This window comes from Piscicoccus intestinalis NBRC 104926 (assembly GCF_001515525.1).
Taxonomy (GTDB): Bacteria; Actinomycetota; Actinomycetes; order Actinomycetales; family Dermatophilaceae; genus Kineosphaera; species Kineosphaera intestinalis.
Window position 1 is genome coordinate 37,975 of sequence record NZ_BCNQ01000017.1, and the last position, 22,263, is coordinate 60,237.

The 22,263-nt window shown below is 69.8% G+C and carries 29 protein-coding genes; 9 read left to right on the forward strand and 20 right to left on the reverse strand.

Features of this window, described 5'->3' with window-relative positions:
- Positions 1–11 precede the first annotated feature (11 nt).
- Genes PINTE_RS05140 through PINTE_RS22555 form a run of 3 tightly spaced genes read right to left on the reverse strand, consistent with a single transcriptional unit; the run spans position 12 to position 1,242 of the window.
- Positions 12–434 (reverse strand): type II toxin-antitoxin system VapC family toxin, encoded by a 423-nt coding sequence (locus tag PINTE_RS05140; RefSeq protein ID WP_068427133.1) that lies wholly within the window; start codon positions 432–434, stop codon positions 12–14.
- On the reverse strand, positions 431–667 hold the full coding sequence (locus tag PINTE_RS05145) for a type II toxin-antitoxin system prevent-host-death family antitoxin (RefSeq protein WP_068427135.1): 237 nt from the start codon (positions 665–667) through the stop codon (positions 431–433). The genes PINTE_RS05140 and PINTE_RS05145 overlap by 4 nt, the downstream gene beginning before the upstream one ends.
- On the reverse strand, positions 586–1,242 hold the full coding sequence (locus tag PINTE_RS22555) for a hypothetical protein (RefSeq protein ID WP_157087088.1): 657 nt from the start codon (positions 1,240–1,242) through the stop codon (positions 586–588). Before PINTE_RS22555 ends, PINTE_RS05145 begins: the two co-directional genes overlap by 82 nt.
- Positions 1,243–1,353: 111 nt before the next feature.
- On the opposite strand from PINTE_RS22555, the gene PINTE_RS05150 reads away from it, so the two are divergent.
- The 3 genes from PINTE_RS05150 to PINTE_RS05160 are packed head-to-tail and all read left to right on the forward strand — an operon-like array spanning position 1,354 to position 2,296.
- On the forward strand, positions 1,354–1,602 hold the full coding sequence (locus PINTE_RS05150; RefSeq protein WP_068427210.1) for a type II toxin-antitoxin system PemK/MazF family toxin: 249 nt from the start codon (positions 1,354–1,356) through the stop codon (positions 1,600–1,602).
- Between the two features lie 32 nt (positions 1,603–1,634).
- Positions 1,635–1,889, forward strand: a complete 255-nt coding sequence (locus PINTE_RS05155; protein WP_068427137.1) for a type II toxin-antitoxin system VapB family antitoxin — start codon at positions 1,635–1,637, stop codon at positions 1,887–1,889.
- A complete protein-coding gene (locus PINTE_RS05160) occupies positions 1,886–2,296 on the forward strand; it encodes a type II toxin-antitoxin system VapC family toxin (RefSeq protein ID WP_068427139.1) in 411 nt (136 codons plus the stop codon). Before PINTE_RS05155 ends, PINTE_RS05160 begins: the two co-directional genes overlap by 4 nt.
- 8 nt (positions 2,297–2,304) lie before the next feature.
- On the opposite strand, the gene typA is transcribed toward PINTE_RS05160, so the two are convergent.
- Together typA and PINTE_RS05170 are read right to left on the reverse strand one after the other, a co-directional pair.
- A complete protein-coding gene (gene typA / locus PINTE_RS05165) occupies positions 2,305–4,245 on the reverse strand; it encodes a translational GTPase TypA (RefSeq protein ID WP_068427212.1) in 1,941 nt (646 codons plus the stop codon).
- Between the two features lie 40 nt (positions 4,246–4,285).
- Entirely contained in the window at positions 4,286–4,786 is a 501-nt protein-coding gene (locus tag PINTE_RS05170; protein WP_373280141.1) for a (deoxy)nucleoside triphosphate pyrophosphohydrolase, read from the reverse strand.
- Positions 4,787–4,884: 98 nt separating this feature from the next.
- Between PINTE_RS05170 and PINTE_RS05175 the strand changes: the two genes are divergently transcribed.
- The gene (locus PINTE_RS05175) at positions 4,885–5,316 is read left to right on the forward strand and encodes a CBS domain-containing protein (RefSeq protein ID WP_068427143.1); all 432 of its coding nucleotides are present in this window, start codon (positions 4,885–4,887) and stop codon (positions 5,314–5,316) included.
- Positions 5,317–5,334: 18 nt separating this feature from the next.
- Here PINTE_RS05175 and PINTE_RS05180 read toward each other — a convergent pair whose 3' ends face one another.
- The 4 genes from PINTE_RS05180 to PINTE_RS05195 all read right to left on the reverse strand — a co-directional run bounded on the left by PINTE_RS05180 (position 5,335) and on the right by PINTE_RS05195 (position 9,259).
- A complete protein-coding gene (locus PINTE_RS05180; protein ID WP_068427144.1) occupies positions 5,335–5,970 on the reverse strand; it encodes a response regulator transcription factor in 636 nt (211 codons plus the stop codon).
- Entirely contained in the window at positions 5,967–7,259 is a 1,293-nt protein-coding gene (locus PINTE_RS05185) for a sensor histidine kinase (RefSeq protein WP_169798460.1), read from the reverse strand. The genes PINTE_RS05180 and PINTE_RS05185 overlap by 4 nt, the downstream gene beginning before the upstream one ends.
- Positions 7,260–7,349: 90 nt before the next feature.
- Entirely contained in the window at positions 7,350–8,216 is an 867-nt protein-coding gene (locus PINTE_RS05190; RefSeq protein WP_084343259.1) for an ABC transporter permease, read from the reverse strand.
- A complete protein-coding gene (locus tag PINTE_RS05195; RefSeq protein ID WP_084343260.1) occupies positions 8,213–9,259 on the reverse strand; it encodes an ABC transporter ATP-binding protein in 1,047 nt (348 codons plus the stop codon). The genes PINTE_RS05190 and PINTE_RS05195 overlap by 4 nt, the downstream gene beginning before the upstream one ends.
- A gap of 310 nt (positions 9,260–9,569) precedes the next feature.
- Between PINTE_RS05195 and PINTE_RS05200 the strand changes: the two genes are divergently transcribed.
- Both PINTE_RS05200 and PINTE_RS05205 read left to right on the forward strand, forming a co-directional pair.
- Positions 9,570–10,784, forward strand: coding sequence for a pyridoxal phosphate-dependent aminotransferase (locus PINTE_RS05200; protein WP_068427153.1), 1,215 nt, complete (start codon positions 9,570–9,572; stop codon positions 10,782–10,784).
- Between the two features lie 177 nt (positions 10,785–10,961).
- A complete protein-coding gene (locus tag PINTE_RS05205) occupies positions 10,962–11,702 on the forward strand; it encodes a type 1 glutamine amidotransferase (RefSeq protein ID WP_068427155.1) in 741 nt (246 codons plus the stop codon).
- A 24-nt stretch (positions 11,703–11,726) separates the two neighbouring features.
- Here the strand turns inward: PINTE_RS05205 and PINTE_RS05210 are convergent, their stop codons facing one another.
- The 6 genes from PINTE_RS05210 to PINTE_RS05235 all read right to left on the reverse strand — a co-directional run bounded on the left by PINTE_RS05210 (position 11,727) and on the right by PINTE_RS05235 (position 16,889).
- Complete coding sequence (locus PINTE_RS05210) at positions 11,727–12,236, reverse strand: DUF3817 domain-containing protein (RefSeq protein WP_245642816.1); 510 nt, start codon at positions 12,234–12,236, stop codon at positions 11,727–11,729.
- Positions 12,237–12,291: 55 nt separating this feature from the next.
- Entirely contained in the window at positions 12,292–13,962 is a 1,671-nt protein-coding gene (locus PINTE_RS05215; protein WP_068427158.1) for a heparinase II/III family protein, read from the reverse strand.
- Between the two features lie 111 nt (positions 13,963–14,073).
- Positions 14,074–14,589 carry a GNAT family N-acetyltransferase gene (locus PINTE_RS05220; protein WP_068427159.1) on the reverse strand — a complete coding sequence of 172 codons (516 nt, stop codon included), beginning with the start codon at positions 14,587–14,589 and terminating at the stop codon, positions 14,074–14,076.
- Between the two features lie 205 nt (positions 14,590–14,794).
- On the reverse strand, positions 14,795–15,907 hold the full coding sequence (locus PINTE_RS05225) for an acyltransferase family protein (RefSeq protein ID WP_068427163.1): 1,113 nt from the start codon (positions 15,905–15,907) through the stop codon (positions 14,795–14,797).
- Positions 15,908–15,939: 32 nt separating this feature from the next.
- Complete coding sequence (locus PINTE_RS05230) at positions 15,940–16,380, reverse strand: RpiB/LacA/LacB family sugar-phosphate isomerase (RefSeq protein WP_068427165.1); 441 nt, start codon at positions 16,378–16,380, stop codon at positions 15,940–15,942.
- Between the two features lie 101 nt (positions 16,381–16,481).
- Positions 16,482–16,889 (reverse strand): winged helix-turn-helix transcriptional regulator, encoded by a 408-nt coding sequence (locus tag PINTE_RS05235; RefSeq protein WP_084343261.1) that lies wholly within the window; start codon positions 16,887–16,889, stop codon positions 16,482–16,484.
- 85 nt (positions 16,890–16,974) lie between these two features.
- Here PINTE_RS05235 and PINTE_RS05240 point away from each other — a divergent pair, with 85 nt between their 5' ends.
- On the forward strand, positions 16,975–17,592 hold the full coding sequence (locus PINTE_RS05240; RefSeq protein WP_068427167.1) for an NAD(P)-dependent oxidoreductase: 618 nt from the start codon (positions 16,975–16,977) through the stop codon (positions 17,590–17,592).
- A gap of 114 nt (positions 17,593–17,706) precedes the next feature.
- Here PINTE_RS05240 and PINTE_RS05245 read toward each other — a convergent pair whose 3' ends face one another.
- Together PINTE_RS05245 and PINTE_RS05250 are read right to left on the reverse strand one after the other, a co-directional pair.
- Positions 17,707–18,204, reverse strand: coding sequence for a P-loop nucleotide/nucleoside kinase family protein (locus PINTE_RS05245; RefSeq protein ID WP_157087089.1), 498 nt, complete (start codon positions 18,202–18,204; stop codon positions 17,707–17,709).
- Positions 18,205–18,275: 71 nt separating this feature from the next.
- Positions 18,276–19,115 carry an NAD(P)H-binding protein gene (locus PINTE_RS05250; RefSeq protein WP_068427172.1) on the reverse strand — a complete coding sequence of 280 codons (840 nt, stop codon included), beginning with the start codon at positions 19,113–19,115 and terminating at the stop codon, positions 18,276–18,278.
- A gap of 95 nt (positions 19,116–19,210) precedes the next feature.
- Between PINTE_RS05250 and PINTE_RS05255 the strand changes: the two genes are divergently transcribed.
- Positions 19,211–19,777 carry a TetR/AcrR family transcriptional regulator gene (locus tag PINTE_RS05255; RefSeq protein WP_068427174.1) on the forward strand — a complete coding sequence of 189 codons (567 nt, stop codon included), beginning with the start codon at positions 19,211–19,213 and terminating at the stop codon, positions 19,775–19,777.
- Here PINTE_RS05255 and PINTE_RS21715 read toward each other — a convergent pair.
- Together PINTE_RS21715 and PINTE_RS21720 are read right to left on the reverse strand one after the other, a co-directional pair.
- The gene (locus PINTE_RS21715) at positions 19,765–20,430 is read right to left on the reverse strand and encodes a carboxymuconolactone decarboxylase family protein (RefSeq protein ID WP_084343262.1); all 666 of its coding nucleotides are present in this window, start codon (positions 20,428–20,430) and stop codon (positions 19,765–19,767) included. The genes PINTE_RS05255 and PINTE_RS21715 overlap by 13 nt on opposite strands.
- Positions 20,430–20,789, reverse strand: coding sequence for a TA system antitoxin ParD family protein (locus PINTE_RS21720; RefSeq protein ID WP_084343263.1), 360 nt, complete (start codon positions 20,787–20,789; stop codon positions 20,430–20,432). Before PINTE_RS21720 ends, PINTE_RS21715 begins: the two co-directional genes overlap by 1 nt.
- Positions 20,790–20,870: 81 nt before the next feature.
- On the opposite strand from PINTE_RS21720, the gene PINTE_RS21725 reads away from it, so the two are divergent.
- Positions 20,871–21,590: an ASCH domain-containing protein gene (locus PINTE_RS21725; protein ID WP_084343264.1), complete on the forward strand. Its 720-nt coding sequence runs from the start codon at positions 20,871–20,873 to the stop codon at positions 21,588–21,590.
- On the opposite strand, the gene PINTE_RS05275 is transcribed toward PINTE_RS21725, so the two are convergent.
- Positions 21,524–21,979, reverse strand: a complete 456-nt coding sequence (locus tag PINTE_RS05275) for a recombinase family protein (protein WP_245642817.1) — start codon at positions 21,977–21,979, stop codon at positions 21,524–21,526. The two genes, PINTE_RS21725 and PINTE_RS05275, sit on opposite strands and share 67 nt — an antisense overlap.
- Positions 21,980–22,263: the final 284 nt, after the last annotated feature.

The following is a 22,263-nucleotide window of genomic DNA, read 5'->3' on the forward strand; positions in this document are numbered from 1 at the left end:
TCGTCGGCGCGCTAGGTCGCGGACAGGCTCCAGGGGTTGAGAATGTCGCAGCCCAAAGCCTCGAAGTCAGCCACGTTGCGGGTGGCTACCGTCAGGCCGTGCAGGGTCGCCGTCGCCGCGATGAGGGCGTCCCGTTCGGGTCGCGGATCCGGCACGTGAAGGTGCGCGGCACGTCGCGCGACCGCGATGTCGATCGACAGAATCCGATCGGAATACCCGGCCAGCACTTGCTCCTCGAGCCACGTGCGCAGCACTGCGCCCTGACGGTGGTCTCGTCGTTCCACCAGTAGCACCCCCGCCTCGATCTCGCGGATGGTCACCACGCTGAGAAAGACGTCGTGTCGGCGCAATTCGGATGCCCATCGGCTCACGCGTAGATCGGCCTTCGTCTTGCGCAGCTCGCTCACGACATTTGTGTCAAACAGATAGCTCACAAGAGTGGGACCTTGCCGACGTCGCGAGAGATGACGGGCTCGAAGTCGACGTCTACCGGCATGACCAGGGAATCCCGTACCGAGCCGCCGCCGGTGAGGCGCTCGTATTCGTCGATGGCCAGCACGACGAGCGTGGGCGTGCCACGGTCGGTCACGAAGACCGGTCCGTCCTTAGCCATGGCCTTGACACTGGATGGCGATTGATTGAACGTTCGGGCGCTGACGACTGCCATGTGCACACCTCCGACCCCAAGGGTACTACGTAACTACAATTTGGCTTTAACTGGAAGCTGTCGCAGGAGCCCCAGACAGGACTGCGCTGGATCGACCGGCACGCAGCCATGGGCAGGTACACCGCGTGGCCCAGCCAGAACATCCCCGCGGTCAGGGCGATGCTCCCCTTGGCCGGAAGGTGCTCGCCGAGCCGGCTCTGCAGCAGGCCGAACGTGAGGGTGTTCTGCCACACGACGGACGCGGTCATCCACACCGCGTACACCGCGACCGGCAACGGCATCCCGCAGTGCAGCGGCATCACGGCGGCCGACGCGACGGGCAGGGCGTACAGCCGGACCAGGCGGGAGCGGGCGAAAACCCGGCGGATGACGTGCCGATGCAGCGCGGCGAGAACCGCCAGAACGAGCAGGGCCAGCGCACTCTCCAGCAGCACCCGGGTCGACGGATCCTCGCTGACGAAGCTGCCGACGCCGTTGCGCAGCAGTCCAGGAGTGAGCCCCCACAACCCCAGCCACACGAGGCAGCTCAGCGATACGTCCGAGAATCGCCGTCCGGCGGAGCGCTTTTCCTCCATGTGGGCGCAGCTTACGAGGACCATCCGTCGCCACCGGCGACAGGCCGCTTCGCTCGAGGGCACCTGGTGCGCGCCGTCCCATGTCTACAATTCGTCTACATTCACCGGGTCATGGTCGTCCCGATCACCCCTACCTCCTACGGCCTGCGCAGCCACGTCGAGTTGGGGCCGGGCAGCAGCGGCCTGGACCACACCTCGTTCGCCCGCTGCGATCACGTGCGCGTCGTATCTACCCAACGGTTGTCGACCCGCATCGGCATGCTCAGTCCGCAGGATCTCGCTGCCGTAGACCAGCCATTGCGCTTCGTCCTCGACCTGACCTGTGAGGCATCCCGCACTCGAACGCCCTTTTCTTCCTAGACAGGCATGGTTCTTCCTCATAGGGTCAAGATGTGGCGCTGAACATCAAGGATCCGGAGACCGATCGACTGGCTCGCGAGCTGGCCGCCGCGACCGGCGAGAGCATCACAGTCGCGGCGAAGCGCGCTATCGAGGAGCGCCTCCTGCGCGTACGAGCACGCGAAGCCGCGGCGTCCGACGATTCAGAACTCCTCGGGATCATCGCTCGCGGCCGCTCCCGCACCATCCTCGACAACCGCAGCGCCGAGGAGATCCTCGGCTACGACGCACGCGGCCTGCCGACGTGACCGTTGCGCTGGACACGTCCGCTCTGGCCGCAGTCGTCTTCGGGGAGCCGGAGGCAGAACAGTTCCTCGCCGTGATGGTCCGCGCCGCCGGTGATCTCACCCTGAGCGCCGCCACCGCGGTGGAGGCAGACATCGTCATCGAGGCCCGTCAGGGACCCGACGCGACGCGCGACCTCCACGTCCTCCTGACAAGGCTCAGGGTGACAACCGTGCCCGTTGACGAACGTCAGGCCGCAGCTGCCGTGGCGGCGTGGCGCCGCTTCGGCAAGGGTCGCCACCCGGCGGGCCTCAATCTCGGTGATTGCTTCAGCTGCGCGCTGGCCACGACATCAGGCGCGTCCTTGCTCTTCACGGGCGACGACTTCGGGAAAACCGACGTCGCTGCCGCGTGGCAACCCGAAACGTAGGCCGCCCCTCAGGATTCCCGACGCGCCTCGGAGCGGGCGCGGGCGGCGGTGCGGGCGCGGGCGACCTGGTCGAGTTCGACCTTGCGGATGCGCACGGCCTCCGGGGTGACCTCGACGCACTCGTCCTCGCGGCAGAACTCCAGCGACTGCTCCAGGCTCAGCCGCTTCGGCGGGATGAGCCGCTCCAGCACGTCGGCCGTGGAGGAGCGCACATTGGTGAGCTTCTTCTCCTTGGTGATGTTGACGTCCATGTCGTCGGCGCGGGAGTTCTCCCCGACGATCATGCCCTCGTACACCTCGGTCGTCGGCTCGACGAACATCGTGCCGCGCTCCTGCAGGTTGAACATCGCGTACGTCGTCGCCGCCCCAGACCGGTCGGCCACCAGGGAGCCGGTCACGCGCGTGGTGATCGTGCCGAACCACGGCTCGTATCCGTCGAAAACGTGGTGCGCGATGCCGGTTCCCCTTGTCTCGGTGAGGAACTCGGTGCGGAACCCGATGAGCCCGCGGGACGGGACGACGAACTCCATGCGCACCCACCCGGTGCCGTGGTTCGTCATCTGCTCCATGCGGCCCTTGCGCGCGGCCAGCAGCTGGGTGATCGAGCCGAGGAACTCCTCGGGGGTGTCGATGGTGAGCCGCTCCACCGGCTCGTGCACCTTGCCGTCGACCTCACGGGTGACGACCTGCGGCTTGCCGACCGTGAGTTCGTAGCCCTCCCGGCGCATCTGCTCGACGAGGATCGCCAGGGCGAGTTCGCCGCGGCCCTGCACCTCCCAGGAGTCGGGTCGGTCGGTGGGCAGCACCCGCAGCGAGACGTTGCCGACGAGCTCGCGGTCGAGCCGGTCCTTGACGAGCCGGGCCGTCACCTTCGCGCCGCGCACCCGCCCGGCCATCGGCGAGGTGTTCGTGCCGATCGTCATCGAGATCGCTGGCTCGTCGACCCGGATCCGCGGCAGCGGCCGCACGTCGTCGGGGTCGGCGAGCGTGTCGCCGATCATGATGTCGGGGATGCCGGCGATCGCGATGATGTCGCCCGGCGCCGCGTGCGAATCCGCCTCCAGCGGCTGGCGTTCCAGGCCGAACGTCATGAGCAGCTCGGTGATCTTCACCTTCTGCACCGAGCCGTCGGCGCGGCACCACGCCACCTGCTGCCCCTTGCGGATCGTGCCGTTGAACACGCGCAGCAGCGCGAGCCGCCCGAGAAAGTTGCTGGAGTCGAGGTTGGTCACGTGCGCCTGCAGCGGCGCGTCCGCCTCGTAGCGCGGCGCCGGCACCGTCTCCATGATCGTCTTGAACAGCGGCTCCAGGTCGGGGCTGTCGGGCAGACCCCCGTCGGCCGGGGCCTCCAACGACGCCACGCCCGCCTTAGCGCTGGCGTAGACGATCGGAAACTCCAGCTGGTCCTGGTTCTGGTCGACGTCTTCGAGCAGGTCCATGAACAGCTCGTAGACCTCGTCGACCACCTCCGCGATCCGGGAGTCGGGCCGGTCGACCTTGTTGATGCACAGCACCACCGGCAGCCGCGCCGCGAGCGCCTTGCGCAGCACGAAACGCGTCTGCGGCAGCGGCCCCTCGGAGGCGTCGACGAGCAGCACGACGCCGTCGACCATGCTCAGGCCCCGCTCGACCTCGCCGCCGAAGTCGGCGTGACCGGGGGTGTCGATGATGTTGATCGTCACCGAATCCAGGCCCGCGGCCTTGGCCGACGGCCCGTTGTAGTGGATCGCGGTGTTCTTCGCGAGGATCGTGATGCCCTTTTCGCGCTCCAGGTCACCGGAGTCCATCGCGCGCTCGGCGACGTGGTCGTGTGCGCCGAAAGCGCCCCCCTGCCACAGCATCTTGTCGACGAGGGTGGTCTTGCCGTGGTCGACGTGGGCGACGATCGCGACGTTACGCACGTCGTCGCGGGTGGCGAGGGCGGCGCGGGAGGGGGTCTGCTCGGGCATGATGACGATCTTCTCACCCTCCGGCGACTGCTTCGTCACCTCACCAGTCCGCGACGATGGCGCCGACGATCACCCGGTCGGCCGGGAGCCACGGCACGACGTCGAGTTCGTTTGGCGCGAGCCAGCGCACCGCGTCGTGTCCATCGAGCGGCGCCGGCTCCCCGCCGGCGACCTGCGCCACCCAGACCGCGATGACGTGCCGTGACGACAGACGCCACCGGCCGTCGGGCAACGGCCCGGGCACGACCGCGCCGAGCCGGATCCGCACGCCGAGCTCCTCGGCGATCTCCCGGTGCACGGCCTCTTCCCAGCTCTCCCCCGGCTCCACCTTGCCGCCGGGCAGCTCCCACTGCCCGGCCAGAGCGGCGGGCTCGGTGCGACGCGCACCCAGCAGCACGGTCGGCGCGGCGAGGTCGTCGACGATCGCGACGCCCACGACATCAACCACATCGGCGACATCGGCGACATCGACAACCTCGTCACCCGGCGACTCCGGCGCGGGCAGCGGCGGATCGGGAAGCTGTCGACGGGGAGTGGGCACCGGACCAGTGTGCTCCCGCACCGGACCCACCGGCACATCGGTCAAGACCGAGCCGCCGAACCCTGCCATCCGGGGCGCGAATTGACTACCGTTCTGACATGAAGATCGTCGACGTCATGCGCAGCCGGGGCACCACCGACGTTGTCACCGTGCAGCCCACCCAAACCGTCACCGAATTGCTGAGCGTGCTGGCCGAACACGGCATCGGTGCGGTCGTCGTCAGCGCCGACGGCGCGAGCGTCGATGGCATCGTCAGCGAACGCGACATCGTCCGCAAGCTCAACGAGCGCGGCGCCGAGGTGCTCCAGTCCCCCGTCAGCGAGATCATGACCACCGCGGTGCACACATGCACCGGCGAGGACGCGCTCGAACAGGTCGCCGTGCTCATGACCCAGCAGCGCGTGCGTCACCTGCCGGTGCTGCGCTCCGAGAGCCTGTTCTCGATCGTCTCCATCGGTGACGTCGTGAAGTTCCGCATCGAGCAGCTGCAGGCCGAGCGCGACCACCTCGTCGACTACATCAACAAGTAGCCGCCCGCCGCGCGAGGTTCAGATCCACCCGTTGTCGCGGGCGATCCGTCCCGCCTCGTGCCTGTCGGCGGCACCGATCTTCGCCGTGGCCGCCGACAGGTAGTTGCGCACCGTGCCGACCGACAGGCTGACCCGCCGGGCGATCTCGTCGACACCCGCGCCGGCCAGCGACAGTTCCAGCACGTCGGCCTCCCGCGCGGACAGCGGACTCGAGCCGGCCGCGATCGCATCGGCCGCCAGGCGCGGATCGACGTAGCGGCCGCCGCGGTGCACCGTGTGCACCGCCTCCGCGAGGTGCTCCGCCGACGACGTCTTGGGAAGAAAGCCGCGCACGCCCGCCTCCAGGGCCCGCCGCAGGTGACCGGGGCGCCCATGGCTGGTGACGATGACGCAGCCGATGTCCGCGTGCTCCCGCAGGGCGATGGCGGTCTCGATGCCGTCGATGCCCGGCATCTGCAGGTCGAGCAGCGCGACATCGGGCGTGTGCGCCCGGGCCATCGCCACAGCCTCCGGTCCCGAGGCGGCCTGGGCCACGACGCTGAGGTCATCGCGCAGATCCAGCAACGTGGCCAGGGCCTGCCGGAACAGCGTCTCGTCGTCGGCGATGAGCAGCCGCACCGGCGCTTGGGGCTGCGCGTGCGAACCCTCGCTCATCGCGCCCCCGCCGCTCGCGACTCGACGCGGTCGCCCACCGCCAGAGGCAGGTCGGCGACGAGCAGGTGCCGGTCGCGCTCCCGGCCCGCCTGACACACCCCACCGGCCTGCCGCACGCGCTCGGCCAGCCCCGCCAGCCCGGAGCCGGTTCGGGCGGCCGCCCCGGGGTCGTCGCCGACTCCGCGCCCACTCGGGCGAATCCCGTCGTTGCTCAGCGTGATCCGGACACGATCGGCGGTGTCATAGGTGGCCCGCAGCGTGACGGTGCTGGCGTCGCTGTGCCGCAGCACGTTGGTGACGCCCTCGCGCACGAGCCAGGCGAGCGCGGTCCGGCCCGTCGGGGTGAGCTGCGCCGCCGCGGCGGACACGCCCTCGTCGCGCAGGCCGATCCCGGCGGCGACCAGCAGCGAGCGCGCGCCGGCGAGCTCGGTCAGCGGATCGAGGTCGCGATAGCCGCGCACGATGCCGCGGACGTCGTCGAGAGCCTCCTCGGTGAGCGCGCGCACCGCATCCATCTCGGGCACGGCCCGGTCGTCGCCGCGACGCGCGAGCTCAGCCGCGAGCTGGCTCTTCATGCCGATCGTCGCGAGCGTGCGGCCGTACACGTCGTGCAGATCCCGGGCGAAACGAAGCCGCTCTTCGGCCACCGCGAGCCGCGCCGAGGCGACCCGCGAGGCCTGCAGCTGGCGCAGCACGTCGATGGTCCAGCGCGTCAGCGCGCCCGAACCGGCTCCGGCGCAGGCCATGAGGAACACGCCGAACCCCATGAACCCGGCGACGACCGGGTCGACACCGACGGCCACGCCGACCGCGGCAGCGAACACCCCGGCGCCGATCGATGCCGGCACCCAGATGCGTGCGGCGGCCACCAACCCCAGCGTCAGCGCGCCGGTGAAGGCGACGAAGCCGGGGGCGCTCATCATGCCCGTGGCGCGCGGATCCGTCGGCACGGACCAGGCTGCGACGGCGAGCACCACAGCGGTCAGTGCGGTGTACCCCGCGGCCACCACGCGCGGCCGCGGCAGCTCGGGGCCGTTGAGCACCCGGTAGGCCAGCCGGCACGTGACTCCGGCGTGCGCGAGCGCGCCGAGCGTGACGAAGACGACGACACCGTTCGCACCGCGTTCACCGACCGCCGCGGTGAAGCCGGCCATGAGCGCGAAGAACACGACGAACACGTACAGGGAGCCGATCGTGTAGTTCTCGAATCGACGCCGCTGCCGGTCGCCCGCTCGGATCGCCGCCTCCTCGCGCTGCTCGGGGTCCGCGCTCCCAGGGTTCGCCGTCACCGCCGACACCTCCCGCTCTCGCGCACGCGCCACGGATCTTGTGTCATCGCCTTGCTCCATCGGTTCGAGCCTGGTCTGTTCCATCGTCGCTCACGAACGCGGTTCCCAGCGCAGCGTGCGGCGGGCGAGCCACCACCCCAGCCCCGTCCAGGCGAGCAGCACCGCGGTGCACCGCGCGACCTCGGTGAGCAGGCCGGCTCCGCTGGGTGTGTCGCCAAGCATCGTCTGACCGGTGAGCGCCAGGTGCATCAGCTCCACACCCGGCGTCATGGGGGCCAGGTGAGCGACGACCTGCAGGGGCTCCGGCATGATCGCCAGCGGGATCGACAGGCCCGACAGCAGCAGCGGCACGAGGATCGCCGGCATCGTCGTGATCTGCGCGTGCTCCACGTTCTTGGTCAGCCCCGTGCTCGCCACTGCCAGCGCCACCCAGGCCAGCACCGACAGGACCGCCGCGGGCACGACGAGGAGCAGGTGCGCGCGGATCGGCACGTCGAGCACGGTGACCGACGCGAGCACCGCCAGCGCGACCTGCACCAGCGTCACCACGACGAACGGCCCCGCGAGGCCGGAGACGATGACCCAGTCGTCGCACTGCCCCGAACGCAGCCGCTTGAGCAGCAGCGACTCGCGTCGCGCGACGAAACTTGTGACAAGCGTGTAGTACACGACGAAGAGCAGCGCGGTGCCGAGCACGAGCATCGGCACGAGGGCACCGAACGACATGCCGATCGAGTCGCCGATCCCGGCGAAGAAGAACACCATGAGCAGCGGCAGCGCGAAGCAGTTCAGCAGCGCCACCTTGTTGGCCAGCAACTGAGCCCACTCGGCCCGCGCGAGCGCGAGCACCTGCCGTCGGCGCGGCGCGGGTCGCGTCTCTGGTGTCGCTCGTGTCGCTGCGGGCGGCTCGCTCGTCGCGGTCACGCCGCGGGGTTCGACAGGGGTGGAGGCGGTCATGACAGGTCCTTCGCGCTGGTCGGTTCGGGTGTCGGGTTGTGAGCCGGGGCGCCGGCGATGCGCAGGAAGACCTGCTCGAGTCCGGCGGCCCGGGCCTGCAGCCGGGGCAGTTCGACACCGCCGGCCCAGGCGAGCACCCGACCCAGGGTCTCCTGCAGGGTGTGCGTCTCGATGCGCACGCTGTCGCCGGCGCGCGCGAGGTGGGCCGTGCCGAGCGGCGGCAGCGGCCCGAGCCGGTTGGCGGGGCTGTCGGCCGGCAGCGCGAACTCGATGGTCGCGGGCTCACCGGCGACAATCTGGGGCAGCGTGCCGGCGCGGGCGATGAGGCCGGCGTGCATGATCGCCAACCGGTCGGCGAGCCGCTCCGCCTCCTCGAGGTAGTGGGTGGTCAGCACGATGCAGGTGCCGTCGTCGAGCAGGGTGCGCAGCAGCCGCCAGGCCGCGGACCGGCTTTCGGGGTCGAGGCCGGTGGTCGGTTCGTCGAGGAAGAGCACCCGGGGCCGGCCGAGGATGGCCAGCGCCAGGTCGAGGCGGCGGCGCTCACCGCCGGAGAGGTTCTGAACCTCGACGCGTTCGCGGTGGCCGAGATCGACGAGCGCCAACGCCTCCCCGATCGGGCGCGGGGCGGCCATCGTGCCGGCCCACAGGGCAGCGGCGTCGCGCACGGTCGTGCCGGAGGCGAAGCCGGCCTCCTGCAGCATGATGCCGATCGACGGCCGAACCAGGCGGCGCTGCGCGAACGGGTCTTTCCCGAGCACGCGCACCCGCCCGGCCGACGGCGGCGCGAGGCCCTCCAGCACTTCCAGGGTCGAGGTCTTGCCGGCACCGTTGGTCCCCAGAAGGGCGAACAGTTCACCCTCGCCCGCGCGCAGATCGACGCCGCGAACGGCCTCGAAGGAGCGGGCGCCGCGTCCGTAACGCCGTCGCAGGCCGTCGCACGACACCAGGGCCTCGGCGGCCGTCGTGGACCCGTCGGGTTCGATGGGGCGCCGTCGACCGGGTCGAGGTGATGGCGCCGCGGTTGTGTCGAGGGATTGACTCATGAATCCAGAATCGCCCGCGTCACGGGCTCCGATTCGTGCCTGGCGTCACCGATCGGGGTGACATCCTCACATCGCCTCGGGGAGGTCACGAGGCAGGTCATAGGAGGGCCACACGGGGCACCGGGGGCCTCCAGGAGGCTCCGGGGAGGCTCCCAGGTGGAAGCGGCGGGCGGCGGCCCCTCCTCCGCCGCCCGCCGCGTCTCCCTATCGACGCTGGCCCGGACAACACAAGAAGATTTCTCAGCCTGCGTGCAGGACGCGGACGCGAGCCGCGAAAAATCGTGTGCATTGGGGTGGGACGATGGTCTCCATGCGCCAGATCACCCAGTCCAACAAGCTCGCCGAAGTCCACTATGCGATCCGCGGACCGGTACCGGCGCAGGCCAAGACGATGGAGGACGAGGGCCACCGGATCCTCAAGCTCAACATCGGCAACCCCGCCCCGTTCGGGTTCGAGGCGCCCGACGAGATCCTCGTCGACTTCAAGGCGCAGCTGGCCTCGGCGCAGGGCTATTCCGACTCCAAGGGCATCACCTCGGCGCGACGCGCGGTCGTGCAGCACTACGAGCAGCGGGGGCTGCAAGGTCTGGACGTCGAGGACATCTGGCTCGGCAACGGCGTGAGTGAACTCATCACGATCTCCATGCAGGCGCTGCTCGACAACGGCGACGAGGTACTCATCCCGGCGCCCGACTACCCGCTGTGGACCGCCTCCGTCTCCCTGGCCGGCGGCCGGCCGGTGCACTACATGTGCGACGAACAGGCCGACTGGGAGCCGGATCTGGACGACATCCGCGCCAAGGTGACCGACCGGACCCGCGCGATCGTCGTCATCAACCCGAACAACCCGACCGGCGCCGTCTACTCGCGGGAGGTGCTCGAGGGCGTCGCCCAGATCGCGCGCGAGCACGACCTGCTGCTGCTGGCCGACGAGATCTACGACAAGATCCTCTATGACGACGCCGTGCACGTGCATCTGGCCGCGGTCGCGCCCGACCTGCTGTGCCTGACGTACAACGGGCTGTCCAAGGCATATCGGATCGCGGGATTCCGGGCTGGGTGGCTGGTGGTCTCCGGGCCGAAGGAGCACGCCCGGTCGTACCTCGACGGGATCGCCATGCTGGCGAACATGCGCCTTTGTGCCAACCATCCGGCACAACACGTCATCGCGACCGCACTCGGCGGCCGGCAGTCGATCCGCGAACTCATCCTGCCCGGAGGCCGACTGCTGGCCCAGCGTGACGCGGCCGTCGAGTTGCTCAACCAGATCCCCGGCGTCTCGACGACCACCCCCAAGGGTGCGCTCTACGTCTTCCCGCGCATCGACCCGAAGGTCTACCCGATCGACGACGACGAGCAGTTCGCCCTCGACCTGCTGCGCGAGGAGAAGGTGCTCGTCGTGCAGGGCACCGGGTTGAACTGGCCAACGACCGACCACTTCCGGATCGTCACCCTGCCGTACGTGGAGGTCATCGAAGACGCGATCGGGCGCATCGAGAGGTTCTTGTCACGCCGCCGGGCCTGACCCTCGAACCCTCCGCAGACGACGGCCCTGACCAGCGGATTCCCGGGGAACCCCGGGGGTGCGCACCAGTACATTCACGTGCTGTCCGAATCAAGTTAACGACTGGCGGCGCCACACTTCGGACATAACGGTATTTTCCGGGCGTGGGTGTGCGGAGAGTGCATTAACTTCTGGCGCGTGTCCCTCCCGGTCCTCACCATTCAACATGAGGACGACTGCCCGCCTGCCCGTGTCCCCACCTGGGCCCAGGCGCACGCCGTCGACCTCGATATCCGCCGCCCGTACGCGGGCGATCCACTTCCCGACTCGATCGCCGGTTTCGCCGGTCTCGTCGTGCTCGGAGGCGGTATGGCCGCCTACGACGACGCCCACTTTCCCTGGCTGCCGGCCACCCGCCGGCTCATCGCGGAGACCGTGGTCCGGGAGGTGCCGTTTCTCGGCTTCTGCCTGGGTCACCAGCTCGCGGCGATCGCCCTCGGCGGCACCGTCTCGCTGCGGCCGCAGGGGCCCGGCAGCGGGGTCGCCCCCGTCAACCCGACCGCCGCGCTGGCGGACGACCCGCTGTTCTCCCTCCTGCCCGCCGATGCCGTCAGCGTGGAGTGGAACCGCGACATCGTCAGCGAGCTGCCGGCCGGGGCGGTCACCCTGAGCCGGGACAGCGCCGGGCATCCGCAGCTCGTGCGCTTCGGCCCGCGAGCCTGGGGCCTGCAGTGTCACCCCGAGGTGACGGCCGACGTGTTCGACACGTGGGTGGTCGACCACCCACTGCCGGCGGCGGTGGCCGACGCCGAGCGGGTCGCGGCCATCACCGCCGAGGTGCACGCGTCGCTGCCGCGCATCGAGCGCGACTGGACGCCGCCGATGGAAGCCTTCTTCGCCCTCACCGCCGGCCGCGAGCCGGACCCTGTCCAGCGCTGAGCGTCGGAGCCGGGGGCCGCCCGCTCAGGAGAACCACTGGGTGGGCGGTCCGGCGGCGAGCAGACCCGCGAAGACGAGAGCGACGAGCACGAGTGCCGCCGCGGCCGCCGGCAACGGCCGGCGCAGCGACGCCGCCACGAGCTTCTGAACGAACCCGTCGGCCGGCTCGCGTCGCAGCCGCCAACTCTCCTCCAGCAGCCCGCGCCGGTCGGCCCAGCGCTCGAACGGCACGGTGGCGTACGGTACGACCGCCGCGGCCAACCCGACGAGCAGATGCCCTGCGCGCCAGCGCTGGTCGACGGCGACGAGCACCGTGACCAGGCAATACGCGAGGAACACGAAGCCGTGCACGCTGCCACCCACGCGCACGCCGAGTTCGCCGAGCCCCCCGAGCCGCAGCAGGTACTTTCCGGCCATGCCGGCCAGCAGGAGGGTCCACGTCACCATCTCGGCGGTGGCCAGGGTGCCGTAGAGACGTCGGGGATGGGTCAGCGGGCTCATGACGCCTTTCGCGAGGAACGGGGGTGCGCCCATCCTCCCAGGCGCCGCCGCCACGGACTCGGCCGGCCTCAGCTGACCTCAGCTGACCTCAGCTGACCCGGAAGGTCGTGCGCACCGTGCCCCCGGTCCAGCGCACGCGCAGCTCCCAGTTGGCCACCTTCTGGTAGGTGTGCGGAAAGTTCCAGCCGGCGACCGGCCGGTTCGACCCGCGCAGAGCGGACACGACGACCCCGGTCGTGCGGACGGTCAGGGTGCGCCCCGTGACAGTGTTGCGGAACCGCATGACCTGGGTGCGCGAGCGCGCGGTCGGCCGGGCGGAGATCAGCGTCCAGCTGGGGTCGAGGTGCCAGAACTGGTCGGCGGTGACCCGGCCCGCGAACGCGTCGGAGACGGTCAGGGTGCGCGAGGAGTGGTCGACGTCGATGGCGCGGCCGTGGTTGCGCCCGAAGACGGTGTCGGCCACCGACCAGCGGTGCCGGGTACCGCGAACGATGGCGCGGGTCAGCGTGGCCGGGGTGGCTCTTGCCGTCGCTCCGACGGGCACCGCGACGTTGGCGGCTCCCGCCCGCCGGTGATAGGCGACGTACGGGCTCCCGCCGTCGGACCCGAAGTAGCCCGACCCGACGAGCACCCGCGAGCCTGCGGTCGTCCACGTGATCGCCGACTTGTCGTGGTGGCCGTGGGCCAGCCGCGCGGGGCCGTACCGCACGGAGTAGTAGGTGGTCTTCGGATCCTTCCACGACCACCGGCCGACGAGGATCCCGGCCCGGTCGTCGCGCAGCACACCGGCTCCCGCACGGGTGGGCGCGGGCCGGCCCCGCACCAGGCTGGTGTCGCCGTACTGCACGAACCTGCCGTCGGGCTCGGTGAGCCACCGGCTCACGTTGGTCGCGCGTCGCAGGACGGCGCGGATGCGCGGCACCGCCGGGTCCTTCGGGTTGATGCCGGCGAGGGTGGCTGCCGCGGCCGACCACATCTGGAGCACGACGTCGTGGTACATCGCCGACTGCTCATAGCTCGTGCCGGTCGGGGTGAAGGCCATGGCGGACTCGGTACGCATGCGGGCGCTGGCCTTGGCGATCCAGGCCGGCTTGCGCAGGAGTTGACCGGCGACGATGATCCGCTCGTTCGCCATGAGGCCGTGGTTGTGCGCCATGTACTTGGGCGGCCCGTAGTAGCGCGGCCCGAACTGCAGGTTGACCTCCGTGGTCATCCCGGGGATGAGCCGCTTGTCCTTGGTCATCCGGTACAGGCAGTTCAGCGCCTCGAGGCGGCGCAGCGACGAGCCCTCGTCCCAGCCCAGCCGGGAGAGGCCGCGGTCGGGGTTGAGCGCGTAGAAGCGGGCCACCTGGGTGATGAGCATGTTCAGCGTGGCGGGCTGCTTGTTCGCCACCGCGGAGCGCACCAGGGGGCCCATCCAACGCAGCGAGTAGTACATCAACTGCCAGGTCGGGTCGGAGACCGGCGGCCGGCTCCACGACGTGGCGTTGAGTTTCGCGACGTCGAACGCCTTGGCCGGTTTCAGCTGCACGATCACGGGCTTGCCGTCGCGGACCGGCACGACCGGCAGCCCTGCGCATGCCGCCGCGGAGGCCGTGAGGCGGTCGCGCGGGACGGGGGTCGCGTCCAGGTCGCGGGGTGTCTCGACGACGTTCGGCGGCGCGGGTGGTGGCTCGGGCGAAGGAGTCGGTCCGGTCGCCGGGGCGACACCGACTCCCGCGACCACGGCGAGCACGACTGCGAGCGGCGCTGTCCCCATGGGTTCCTCAATTCAACCGGCGAGGCAATGCCAATGACTTCGGCCCGGCAGGCGGTCTTCTGAGAGGTTCCTGAGGGGGGCGGGCTGTCGAGGGGGCCGGGCCCCGGCTCGTTAGATACCGAAGGGCGCCGCGTAACGCACGAGCCCGGCCGGCGGCAGCGCCCCCGGGCGCAGGCTGCGCACCATCAGCGCCTCGGGCGGCACATCGATGCCGAGGTGGATGCCGTGGTCGGCGGCGCGGTGGAAGCCGAACCGCGGGTAGTAGCGCGGGTGTCCGAGAACGACGACGAACGACTCGTCGGCGTCGGCGGCGGCAGCCAAGGCGGCCGAGATGGCGGCCGTGCCGGCTCCGGTGCGTTGATAGTCGGGCAACACCGAGCAGGGGGCCAGGCACAGCGCCTCGACCGCATCGATGTGGCAGCGGGTGAGCAGCGCGTGGGCCACGACCGTGTCGTCGCCGGTGGTCGCGACGAGCGAGAGTCCGTCGATCCACGCCGGGTCGTGGCGCAGGGCGTCGACGAGGTCGGCTTCGCCACTGCGGCCGAATGCCGCGATCGTCACCTCGCGGACGCGTTGCCGGTCGTTCGGTGTCTCCGGGCGCGACCGGTAGACAAACTCGGGGCTCATCAGCGCATCACCGCAGCATCGTGGCACGCCGGCGCGCGACTGAGCCGCTCCCCGGGCTGGTCAGGCGTGGCCGCCGGCTCGACCTCCAGACGGCGTGGTAAATCTGCCGCGTCTGCGCGGGTGAATCTCCCACTATCTTCGGCACGCCCGGTCGCGGCTCGGTCAGCATGGCTCCGGGCACCCGGGGGCGCCGGCCGGCTGGCCCTCAGGGGGAGCCCGACCGGCGCGGCCGCGACTCGAACCGGCCGAAGACCGCGACGAGGCCAACGAGAATCACGGCGGGCGCGAGGAGCCACAGCGGGCGCTGGGCCCACCAGGCGGCCGTCGGCGCATCGGGTAACACGCCGCCGAGTGCCTCGTAGGCCCAGATCACGAGGAGCAACGCCGTCATGTGCCACACGAAGATCGTCATCGCGTAGGCGTTGACGAGCACGACGGGCTTCCAGGCCCAGCCGCGGCGCAGCAGGCGCTGCAGGGCGGGAGCCGCCACGACGAGTAACCCGAGCTGGAAGGTGGCCAGGGCGGCGATCGTCGCGTTCGTCGGGAAGATGTTCGACTCCGGCGTCGCCACGGTGGAGACCATCGCGCGAGAGTATCCGCCGAGCGTCGTCAGCGCGGTCAGGGCACCCAGGCCCGCCACGGCGACGGCCAGTCGCTGCACGACCGGTCGGTCGCCGAGGCGCCATGAGCGCCAGGCGTATCCGAGTTGGTGGGCGAAGATCCAGACGAGCGCCGCGGTCACCCAGGTGGCGACCGGCCAGCCGCCAGTTCGCGCGGCGACGCTGCCGGCTGCGATGAGCGCGGCGAGGGCGATGAGCGCGCTGGCTCCGCATCGCTCGTGCAGGGGCGCGGTCAGCGGCACCAGCGCGATGAGCGCGGCGTACACCGCGAGAAACCACAGCGGCGCCAGGTAGCCGGGAAACCACTGCCAGATCCAGCGGTGCTCCCCGGGCAGCGCGAACGCGACGGCCTCCGCGGCGAGCCACACGAGGGCCCACACGAGGGTGGGTCGCAGCAGCCGGCCCCAGCGCCGACGCACGAACCGCCAGGCGCCGCCGGTGCGGCGCCGTTGCCAGCCGACGAGGTTGACGTAGCCGCCAGCGAGGAAAAAGGCGGGCATCACCTGAAACACCCAGGTCAGGAGCCATCCGGCCGGCACGACATGAACCGGGTTGGCCATGCCGAGGCCGCCGTCACCGGTGCGGAAGGTGACCGACAGAGCCCAGTGCCACACGGCGACGACGACGATGCACAGCGCCCGGGCGACGTCGACGACGCGGTCGCGGGAGTCGGGGGTGGCGGTCGCGAGGCGATCCAATCGGTCGCCGATCGAGCCGCCCGATCCGGCCGTCAGCCCGCCTCGTACGCGGCGATCTCGTCGAGCTTCGGACCGTAGCTGCTGGCCGGATCGTGGCGAAGATCGAGCCAGACGTCGACGAGGGCGTTGGCCGCGGCGGGTGCGATGACGTTCTGCCCCATGCACAGGAGCTGGGCGTCGTAGTTCTCCACCGAGCCCCGCACCGTCACCAGGTCGTGCGCCGTCGCCGCGCGTGCCCCGGGCACCTTGCTCGCAGCGATGGCCGTACCGATCCCCGTGCCGCAGATGAGGATTCCGCGGTCCGCGCGGCCTTCGACGATGGTCTGGGCGGCCTCGAACGACACCTGCGGGTAGGTGACCTCCGGGGTCGAGATGTCGATGACCTCGCTGACCCGGGAATCAGCCTCCAGGTGCGACTTCACCGCGTCTTTCAGCGCCGCTCCGTTGCCCGGCGCCCCGATGATGATGCGCATGTCATCCCTCCGATCGTCGCCCACTGTACTGACCTGCGGGGGCGTGACCAGGGGCGCTACGAGAACCCGTCGAACCGGCCGATCGTAGGCAGACCCGCGCTTCACTCGCCGTCGAGCGACTCGTCGTAGCGCTGTCGGTTCTGCTCGATGACACCGACGTTCGCCTCCGCCCAGCGGCGCAGCTCGGCCAGCGGCGCCACGGTCGAGGCGCCCAGCTCGGTGAGCCAGTAGTCCACGCGCGGCGGAATGCTCGCCGTGACCTGGCGAGCCACCAGCCCATCGCGCTCCATGGAGCGCAGCGTCTCCGTCAGCACCTTGGGCGAGACCCCCTGGATGGTGCGCCGCAGCTCCGTGAACCGGGCGCGTCGGCCGTCGGCCAACACCGTCACGATCATCGGCGTCCATCGGTCCGTCAGGTGACGCAGCACGCTGCGTGACGGGCAGTCCTGATTCAGCACGTCCGCAGGAAGCTCCGGTGCTCCAGTCATGCTCTGCGCAGGCCGCGCCATCACACCCTCCCGGTTACGTTGAGGTAATCAGTTACCAGTACATACTATTGGACGCAGCAAGCCTATTCATCGACAGGAGCACCCCATGCACATCGCAATCATCGGCGCCGCCGGAATGGTCGGTTCGCAGATCGCCGCGGAGGCGGCGGCCCGCGGACACCAGGTGGAGGGCTACACCCGCAGCGGTCGCGACACCGGGTCGATTGCCACGCAGGCGCTGCAGTTCACCGACACCGACGCCGTGGCGCGGGTGATCAACGACAGCGACGCCACCGTCGTCTCGGTGGCGGGTCGCGACGACTACGACGCCGTCGTCGCCGCTCACAAGAACCTGATCGCCGCCAAGCCCACCGGTCGGCTGCTGGTCGTCGGCGGAGCCGGTGCGCTGCGGGTGGGTGACCAGCGACTGCTGGACTCGCCCGAGTTCCCCGCCGAGTACCTGCCCGAGGCCACGGCGTTCGCCCAGGTGCACGAGGACTACGCGGCCTCGACGGGCCTGAACTGGACGATGATCGCCCCCTCCCCCGAGATCGCGCCGGGCGTGCGCACCGGGCAGTACGTCGACGGCGGAGACAGCCCCGCCGGCGCCTTCGTTTCCACACAAGACTTTGCGGTCGCGGCGTTGGACGAGATCGAGAACCCGGCTCACGCGGGCGGACGCTTCAGCGTCGCATCGGCAGACGAGGCCGCCGCGCGCGGCTGACGGGATGCATCGCCGCACCTAGGCCTTTGGTTCCTGCTGCGGTCGCCATCGTCAGCACCTCCCGTATCGCGATCGACCTGGTGAGGCTTGCCGCCGACCGCTCGGGGTCGGCCCTCACAATGCCTCTCGAGCGGCTCGCAGACCACGGTCTGCGTCGCTCATGTCGATCCGCACCCTACGGCCGTCGCGCGCGTCGTCCCAGGTCGCGTACTCGCGAGCCACCACGTCGCCCCACGTCGGGACGACCTGTCCGGGGAGGTCGGGGACGCGCGCTTCGACCCGTCTGCGGTGTTCTTCCCGGTCCCGAAGGACGCACTCGAAGACCACGAGCGGCACGTCGAGGTCCGAAGCCAGACCGGTCCACATGCGGCGGGTGACGGGGAGCGGATTCACCAGGTCGACGACGACCTGCGCCCCCAGCGTGAGGTTCGCCCGGGCCAGCTCTCGAACCACCTCGTAGCCCAGCGGACCGACGTCGATGCCGGCGTTGATCAGCGGCGTCTCCACGACATCAACTCGCAGATAGACCGCTGCGAGCTCACCGATCAGCGCCCGGCAGAGCGTGGTCTTGCCTGTTCCCGGAAGTCCCCCGACCACGATCAACCTGGCCACGCGATCAGCCTACGCAGCGGCATCGCCGCTCTCAGCCTTCTCGACCCACCGGCGGGCCGTGGCCCGGAGGCTCAGAGGGCCAGGCGGACGGACTCCTCGAGCGACCGCAGCGGTCGCCCGAGGAGCCTGCGCAGGAGCGCGGAGTCGGTCTGCATCTCGCCCGCGCGGATCGAGGCGTCGACGCCGACCGCGAACTGAGCCGCACCGCCCATCCCCGCCTCCTGCAGGTGAGCCGCGTGCTCGGTGTCGGACAGGTTGCGCAGGGCCACCGAGCGTCCGCTCTCCCGCTCGACGGCTGCGACGAAGTCCGCGAGCGTGAAGTCGTCGCCACCGAGTTCGTACACGCCCGCCTCCCCGTCGACGAGAACGGCGGCCGCTGCCGCCGCGAAGTCGGCCCGGGCCGCGCCGGAGACGCGCCCGTCTCCCGTGGAGGCGACCAGCTCGCCTGAGTCGACCATGTCGCCGACCAGCCGCGTGTAGACCTCGTGGTACCAGGCGTTGCGCAGGAGGGCGTGCCGGAGCCCGGAGGCCTCGATCAGTCGCTCGGTCGCCAGGTGCTCCGGCGCCAGGGGGTTGCTCGAGCGGTCGGCATTGACGATCGAGGTGTACGCCACGAAGCCGACGCCCGCCTGCGCGGCGGCGTCGATCACCGTGCGGTGAGCGGCGCTGGCTCCAGGCCCGGAGACGGAGATGAGCAGGAGGCGCTCGACGTCGCGCAGCGCGTCGGCCCACCCTGCCGGGTCGGAGTAGTCAGCCTCCCGGACGACGACCCCCAGCTTCGCGAGGTCGGCCGCCTTACCGGGATCGCGGACGATCGCGACGACCTGGCTCGCGGGGACGCCGCGGTCGAGAAACTCTGACACGACGAGACGGCCCAGGTTGCCCGTGGCGCCGGTGAGGGCGATGACCATGATCCACTCCTTGTCATAAACGGACCTTATGGTCCGGTTATGGAGGACACTAGCACGAAACGGACCGTTCGGTCCGAATCGGCTACCCTAGGGGCATGACCACCAGCCCGGCGCCTACGCGACGCGACGCTCGACGAAATCGCGATCTGCTCCTCGCCACGGCGCGACGGCTCTTCGCCGAGCAAGGACTCGACGTCACCCTCAAGGAGGTTGCTCGCGAGGCCGGCGTCGGCGTCGGCACGGTCTACCGACACTTCCCTGACAAGGACGCCCTCGTCACCGCGCTGTTCAGCCCGCAGCTGGACGACGAGGTGCTGCGCGCCCGGCGCTGCGCCCAGGCCCCGGACGCGTGGGAGGCGCTGGTCGAGTACCTGACCGGGACGATGCGCCTGCAGGCAGCGAACAAGGGGCTTCGGGCGCTCATGTGTCCGCAGGGGTCGGCGTACGGCCCGGTCCGGGAGTGCAAGGCGCTCATGAACCCGCACCTGCGCAGGCTCGTGGCCTCCGCGCACGAGCAGGGCTCGCTGAGGGCCGACTGCACCCTCGACGACATCGTGCATCTGCAGGTGGCGCTGGTGGCGATCATGGATGCCACGGAGCCCGAATCCGGCGCCTACGAGCGGCATCTGGCCCACTACCTCGCCGGTGTTCAGGCGGGCTGATCGGCCTCCGCCAGCACGACCCGGATCGCGTTCAGTGCGCTCGGATAGCCCACATGGGGGAAAGCCTGCATGACCACGGCCAGCACGGTCGACACCTCGTTGTCCGCCGCGAGGCAGCCCCGGACGTGGGCCGGCAGCTGCGGCACGAGCCCCAACGCGGTCAGCGTCACGAGCCCGAGCCGCTCTCGCGTCGCTCGATCCAGCCCGCCTCGCGTCCAGAAGTCTCCCGTCACTTGCCGCTTCTCCCACAGCCGCTCGTACCGCTCGCGGATCTTCTGCTCCGGCACCGCGTGACCACCTCGACGCACGCGCTCACGGACCCGCTGCACAGCAAGGTCGACGGGGACCATGACGACGTGCAGATGCACGAGATACCCGGCCTCGACGCAATCAGCAACGAGCCGCACCTTACTCGAATGGGAAAACACCGTCTCCGAGATGAATGAGTCTGCCTTGCCGATCCGCTCCCGTCGCTGCGCCGCCGCGATCCGCGCCGCCTCATACGCATGCTCGACCGGGGAATCGGGCCACCGCTCCGCCGCGAACTCGCCAACATTGATGAACGGCAGCTGCGTGGCCGGCATCAGCACGTCGCGGACATAACTGGACTTCCCCGCACCATTGGGCCCGGCGAGTAAGTGCAGTACCGCCATCAGCCACGTGCCCGATGCACGACAAGATGGCCGTTCTCATCCGCTTCGGAGTACGACTCGCCCGTCGCGGCAAACTCGGATTCATAGTCCAAGTCAGTCCGCAGCTCATTAATGCGGCTGACCCAACCTTCGCGAACGATGGCCTGCTCACGCTCCCCGAGCGAGTCATAGGAGCCCGCGCCCGCCAGCACTCGAGCAACCTCGCGATGGTTGACCTGAGGCGACATCTCCAACTCCCGCCCGATACGGGCCCAGTGCGCGATCTGCTGCGGCACCGTCCGTGAGGAGATGCGCGCTGCGGCGGCCGCCGACTCGTAGACGTCGGCGGGGAGACGGGTCGACTGGCTGCTTCTCGTCATTTTTCGAGCGGAGCACCGTACTACAACACCGGTGAAGGGCCTGATCGGCAGTGCTAGTCACCGGTTGCTAGCGTCGAATGCATGCTCGACAGGCAACTCCGCGATCTGGTGCAAGCAGCGGCGACACATGCTGAGGAGCACGCCGACGACGCCGACCATACGGTTGCGGCTGCGCTCTTGACCGGCTCCGGGCGGACGGTGCTCGGGCTCAACGCCTATCACTTCCTCGGCGGGCCATGCGGTGAGATCACGGCCCTTGCCAATCATGCCGCCGAATGCCCGCAGGATCCGGTCAGCGCCGTCGTCGCCGTCCACGGCCCCGGCCAGCAGGTCATACCCCCGTGCGGCAAATGCCGCCAGGTCCTGTTCGACATCGATCCGACGATTCGGTGTGTCATCCGAGGCAGCAACGGATTGGAGGCCCAGACGATCGGGGAACTTCTCCCGCACGCCTACGACTGGCGGGCCACCGAGCAAGCACAGCTCCTCTACATGTGGCAGGGCTATGAGTCGAGCATCCGAGACGGTTCCAAGCGCCAGACGATCCGCGTCGACGACCCGTTCCGTCCTGGAGCCGCTCACATCGTCTTCGAAAAGGACGACGGAACGGTTGTCACGATCGGCGCATCCATCTGCTCAGTCACCCCAATGCGCCGATGCGACCTCACCGACACCCACGCACAACGCGACGGATTCACATCTGTCGCCGAAATGCACGAGGCCCTGGACACGCACTACCCCGGCCTCGGAATGGATGACCCGGTCGACGTCGTCACCTTCGAACTATCGAAACAGCAATGATGTCGGTCACCCACGGGCAGCGTGCACCCGAGGTCCGCGTCGCCGTTAGCCGTGACAAGGGCAAGGCCTCGCAGCTCGGCGGCGTCGATCCAGTCTTCCAGCTGCCGGGGCTGCCGAGTGAGTCGGTCGAGGTCGTAACAGATGATCGCGTCGAACCGTCCGAGCAGGTAGTCCGCAACCATGCGGTCGTAGTCCGGACGGATCGCTGTTCGGTCGGTGGCGCTCTTGGACTGGTCCACGTAGGTCTCAACGACCTCCCAGCGCCGGAACCGGGCGAGGTTCTCGCAGTCCTCGCGCTGGCGGTCGATGGCGAGCCCGTCCATCTCGCGATCCTGCGAAATGCGGAGGTAGATGGCTGCCTTGCGAGGTGCCGTGGAGCGCTCATTCATGTACTCAGGATACGCGCAGACCTAAGTGATGTACAGAACTGCAATCACTGCCCTCACCCTTCTGCGCGTCTCGTTGACTCCATCTATGACACCCATTCAACGCACGCCGCCCCGTTCTGCGCTGCTCTGGTGCCAACAGACCTCCGTGCCATCTGATGCGCCAGGAACCGCACCACGGGAGCACCTCAGCAGAGACGCGGTAGAACAAAACGAGATATAGGCCCAATCACATCGAACAGCCCCGCTGGCGCTCAGAATTGTCGGCGCCGCTCAGGCGCTTCTGA

Coding starts and splice junctions, on each gene's coding strand:
- PINTE_RS05145 (WP_068427135.1), bottom strand. CDS start 667: ATGGCAGTCGTCAGCGCCCGAACGTTCAATCAATCGCCATCCAGTGTC.
- PINTE_RS22555 (WP_157087088.1), bottom strand. CDS start 1,242: ATGGAGGAAAAGCGCTCCGCCGGACGGCGATTCTCGGACGTATCGCTG.
- PINTE_RS05150 (WP_068427210.1), top strand. CDS start 1,354: ATGGTCGTCCCGATCACCCCTACCTCCTACGGCCTGCGCAGCCACGTC.
- typA (WP_068427212.1), bottom strand. CDS start 4,245: ATGCCCGAGCAGACCCCCTCCCGCGCCGCCCTCGCCACCCGCGACGAC.
- PINTE_RS05175 (WP_068427143.1), top strand. CDS start 4,885: ATGAAGATCGTCGACGTCATGCGCAGCCGGGGCACCACCGACGTTGTC.
- PINTE_RS05180 (WP_068427144.1), bottom strand. CDS start 5,970: ATGAGCGAGGGTTCGCACGCGCAGCCCCAAGCGCCGGTGCGGCTGCTC.
- PINTE_RS05190 (WP_084343259.1), bottom strand. CDS start 8,216: ATGACCGCCTCCACCCCTGTCGAACCCCGCGGCGTGACCGCGACGAGC.
- PINTE_RS05195 (WP_084343260.1), bottom strand. CDS start 9,259: ATGAGTCAATCCCTCGACACAACCGCGGCGCCATCACCTCGACCCGGT.
- PINTE_RS05200 (WP_068427153.1), top strand. CDS start 9,570: ATGCGCCAGATCACCCAGTCCAACAAGCTCGCCGAAGTCCACTATGCG.
- PINTE_RS05210 (WP_245642816.1), bottom strand. CDS start 12,236: ATGGGCGCACCCCCGTTCCTCGCGAAAGGCGTCATGAGCCCGCTGACC.
- PINTE_RS05215 (WP_068427158.1), bottom strand. CDS start 13,962: ATGGGGACAGCGCCGCTCGCAGTCGTGCTCGCCGTGGTCGCGGGAGTC.
- PINTE_RS05220 (WP_068427159.1), bottom strand. CDS start 14,589: ATGAGCCCCGAGTTTGTCTACCGGTCGCGCCCGGAGACACCGAACGAC.
- PINTE_RS05230 (WP_068427165.1), bottom strand. CDS start 16,380: ATGCGCATCATCATCGGGGCGCCGGGCAACGGAGCGGCGCTGAAAGAC.
- PINTE_RS05235 (WP_084343261.1), bottom strand. CDS start 16,889: ATGGCGCGGCCTGCGCAGAGCATGACTGGAGCACCGGAGCTTCCTGCG.
- PINTE_RS05240 (WP_068427167.1), top strand. CDS start 16,975: ATGCACATCGCAATCATCGGCGCCGCCGGAATGGTCGGTTCGCAGATC.
- PINTE_RS05250 (WP_068427172.1), bottom strand. CDS start 19,115: ATGGTCATCGCCCTCACCGGCGCCACGGGCAACCTGGGCCGTCTCGTC.
- PINTE_RS05255 (WP_068427174.1), top strand. CDS start 19,211: ATGACCACCAGCCCGGCGCCTACGCGACGCGACGCTCGACGAAATCGC.
- PINTE_RS21715 (WP_084343262.1), bottom strand. CDS start 20,430: ATGGCGGTACTGCACTTACTCGCCGGGCCCAATGGTGCGGGGAAGTCC.
- PINTE_RS21720 (WP_084343263.1), bottom strand. CDS start 20,789: ATGACGAGAAGCAGCCAGTCGACCCGTCTCCCCGCCGACGTCTACGAG.
- PINTE_RS21725 (WP_084343264.1), top strand. CDS start 20,871: ATGCTCGACAGGCAACTCCGCGATCTGGTGCAAGCAGCGGCGACACAT.
- PINTE_RS05275 (WP_245642817.1), bottom strand. CDS start 21,979: ATGAATGAGCGCTCCACGGCACCTCGCAAGGCAGCCATCTACCTCCGC.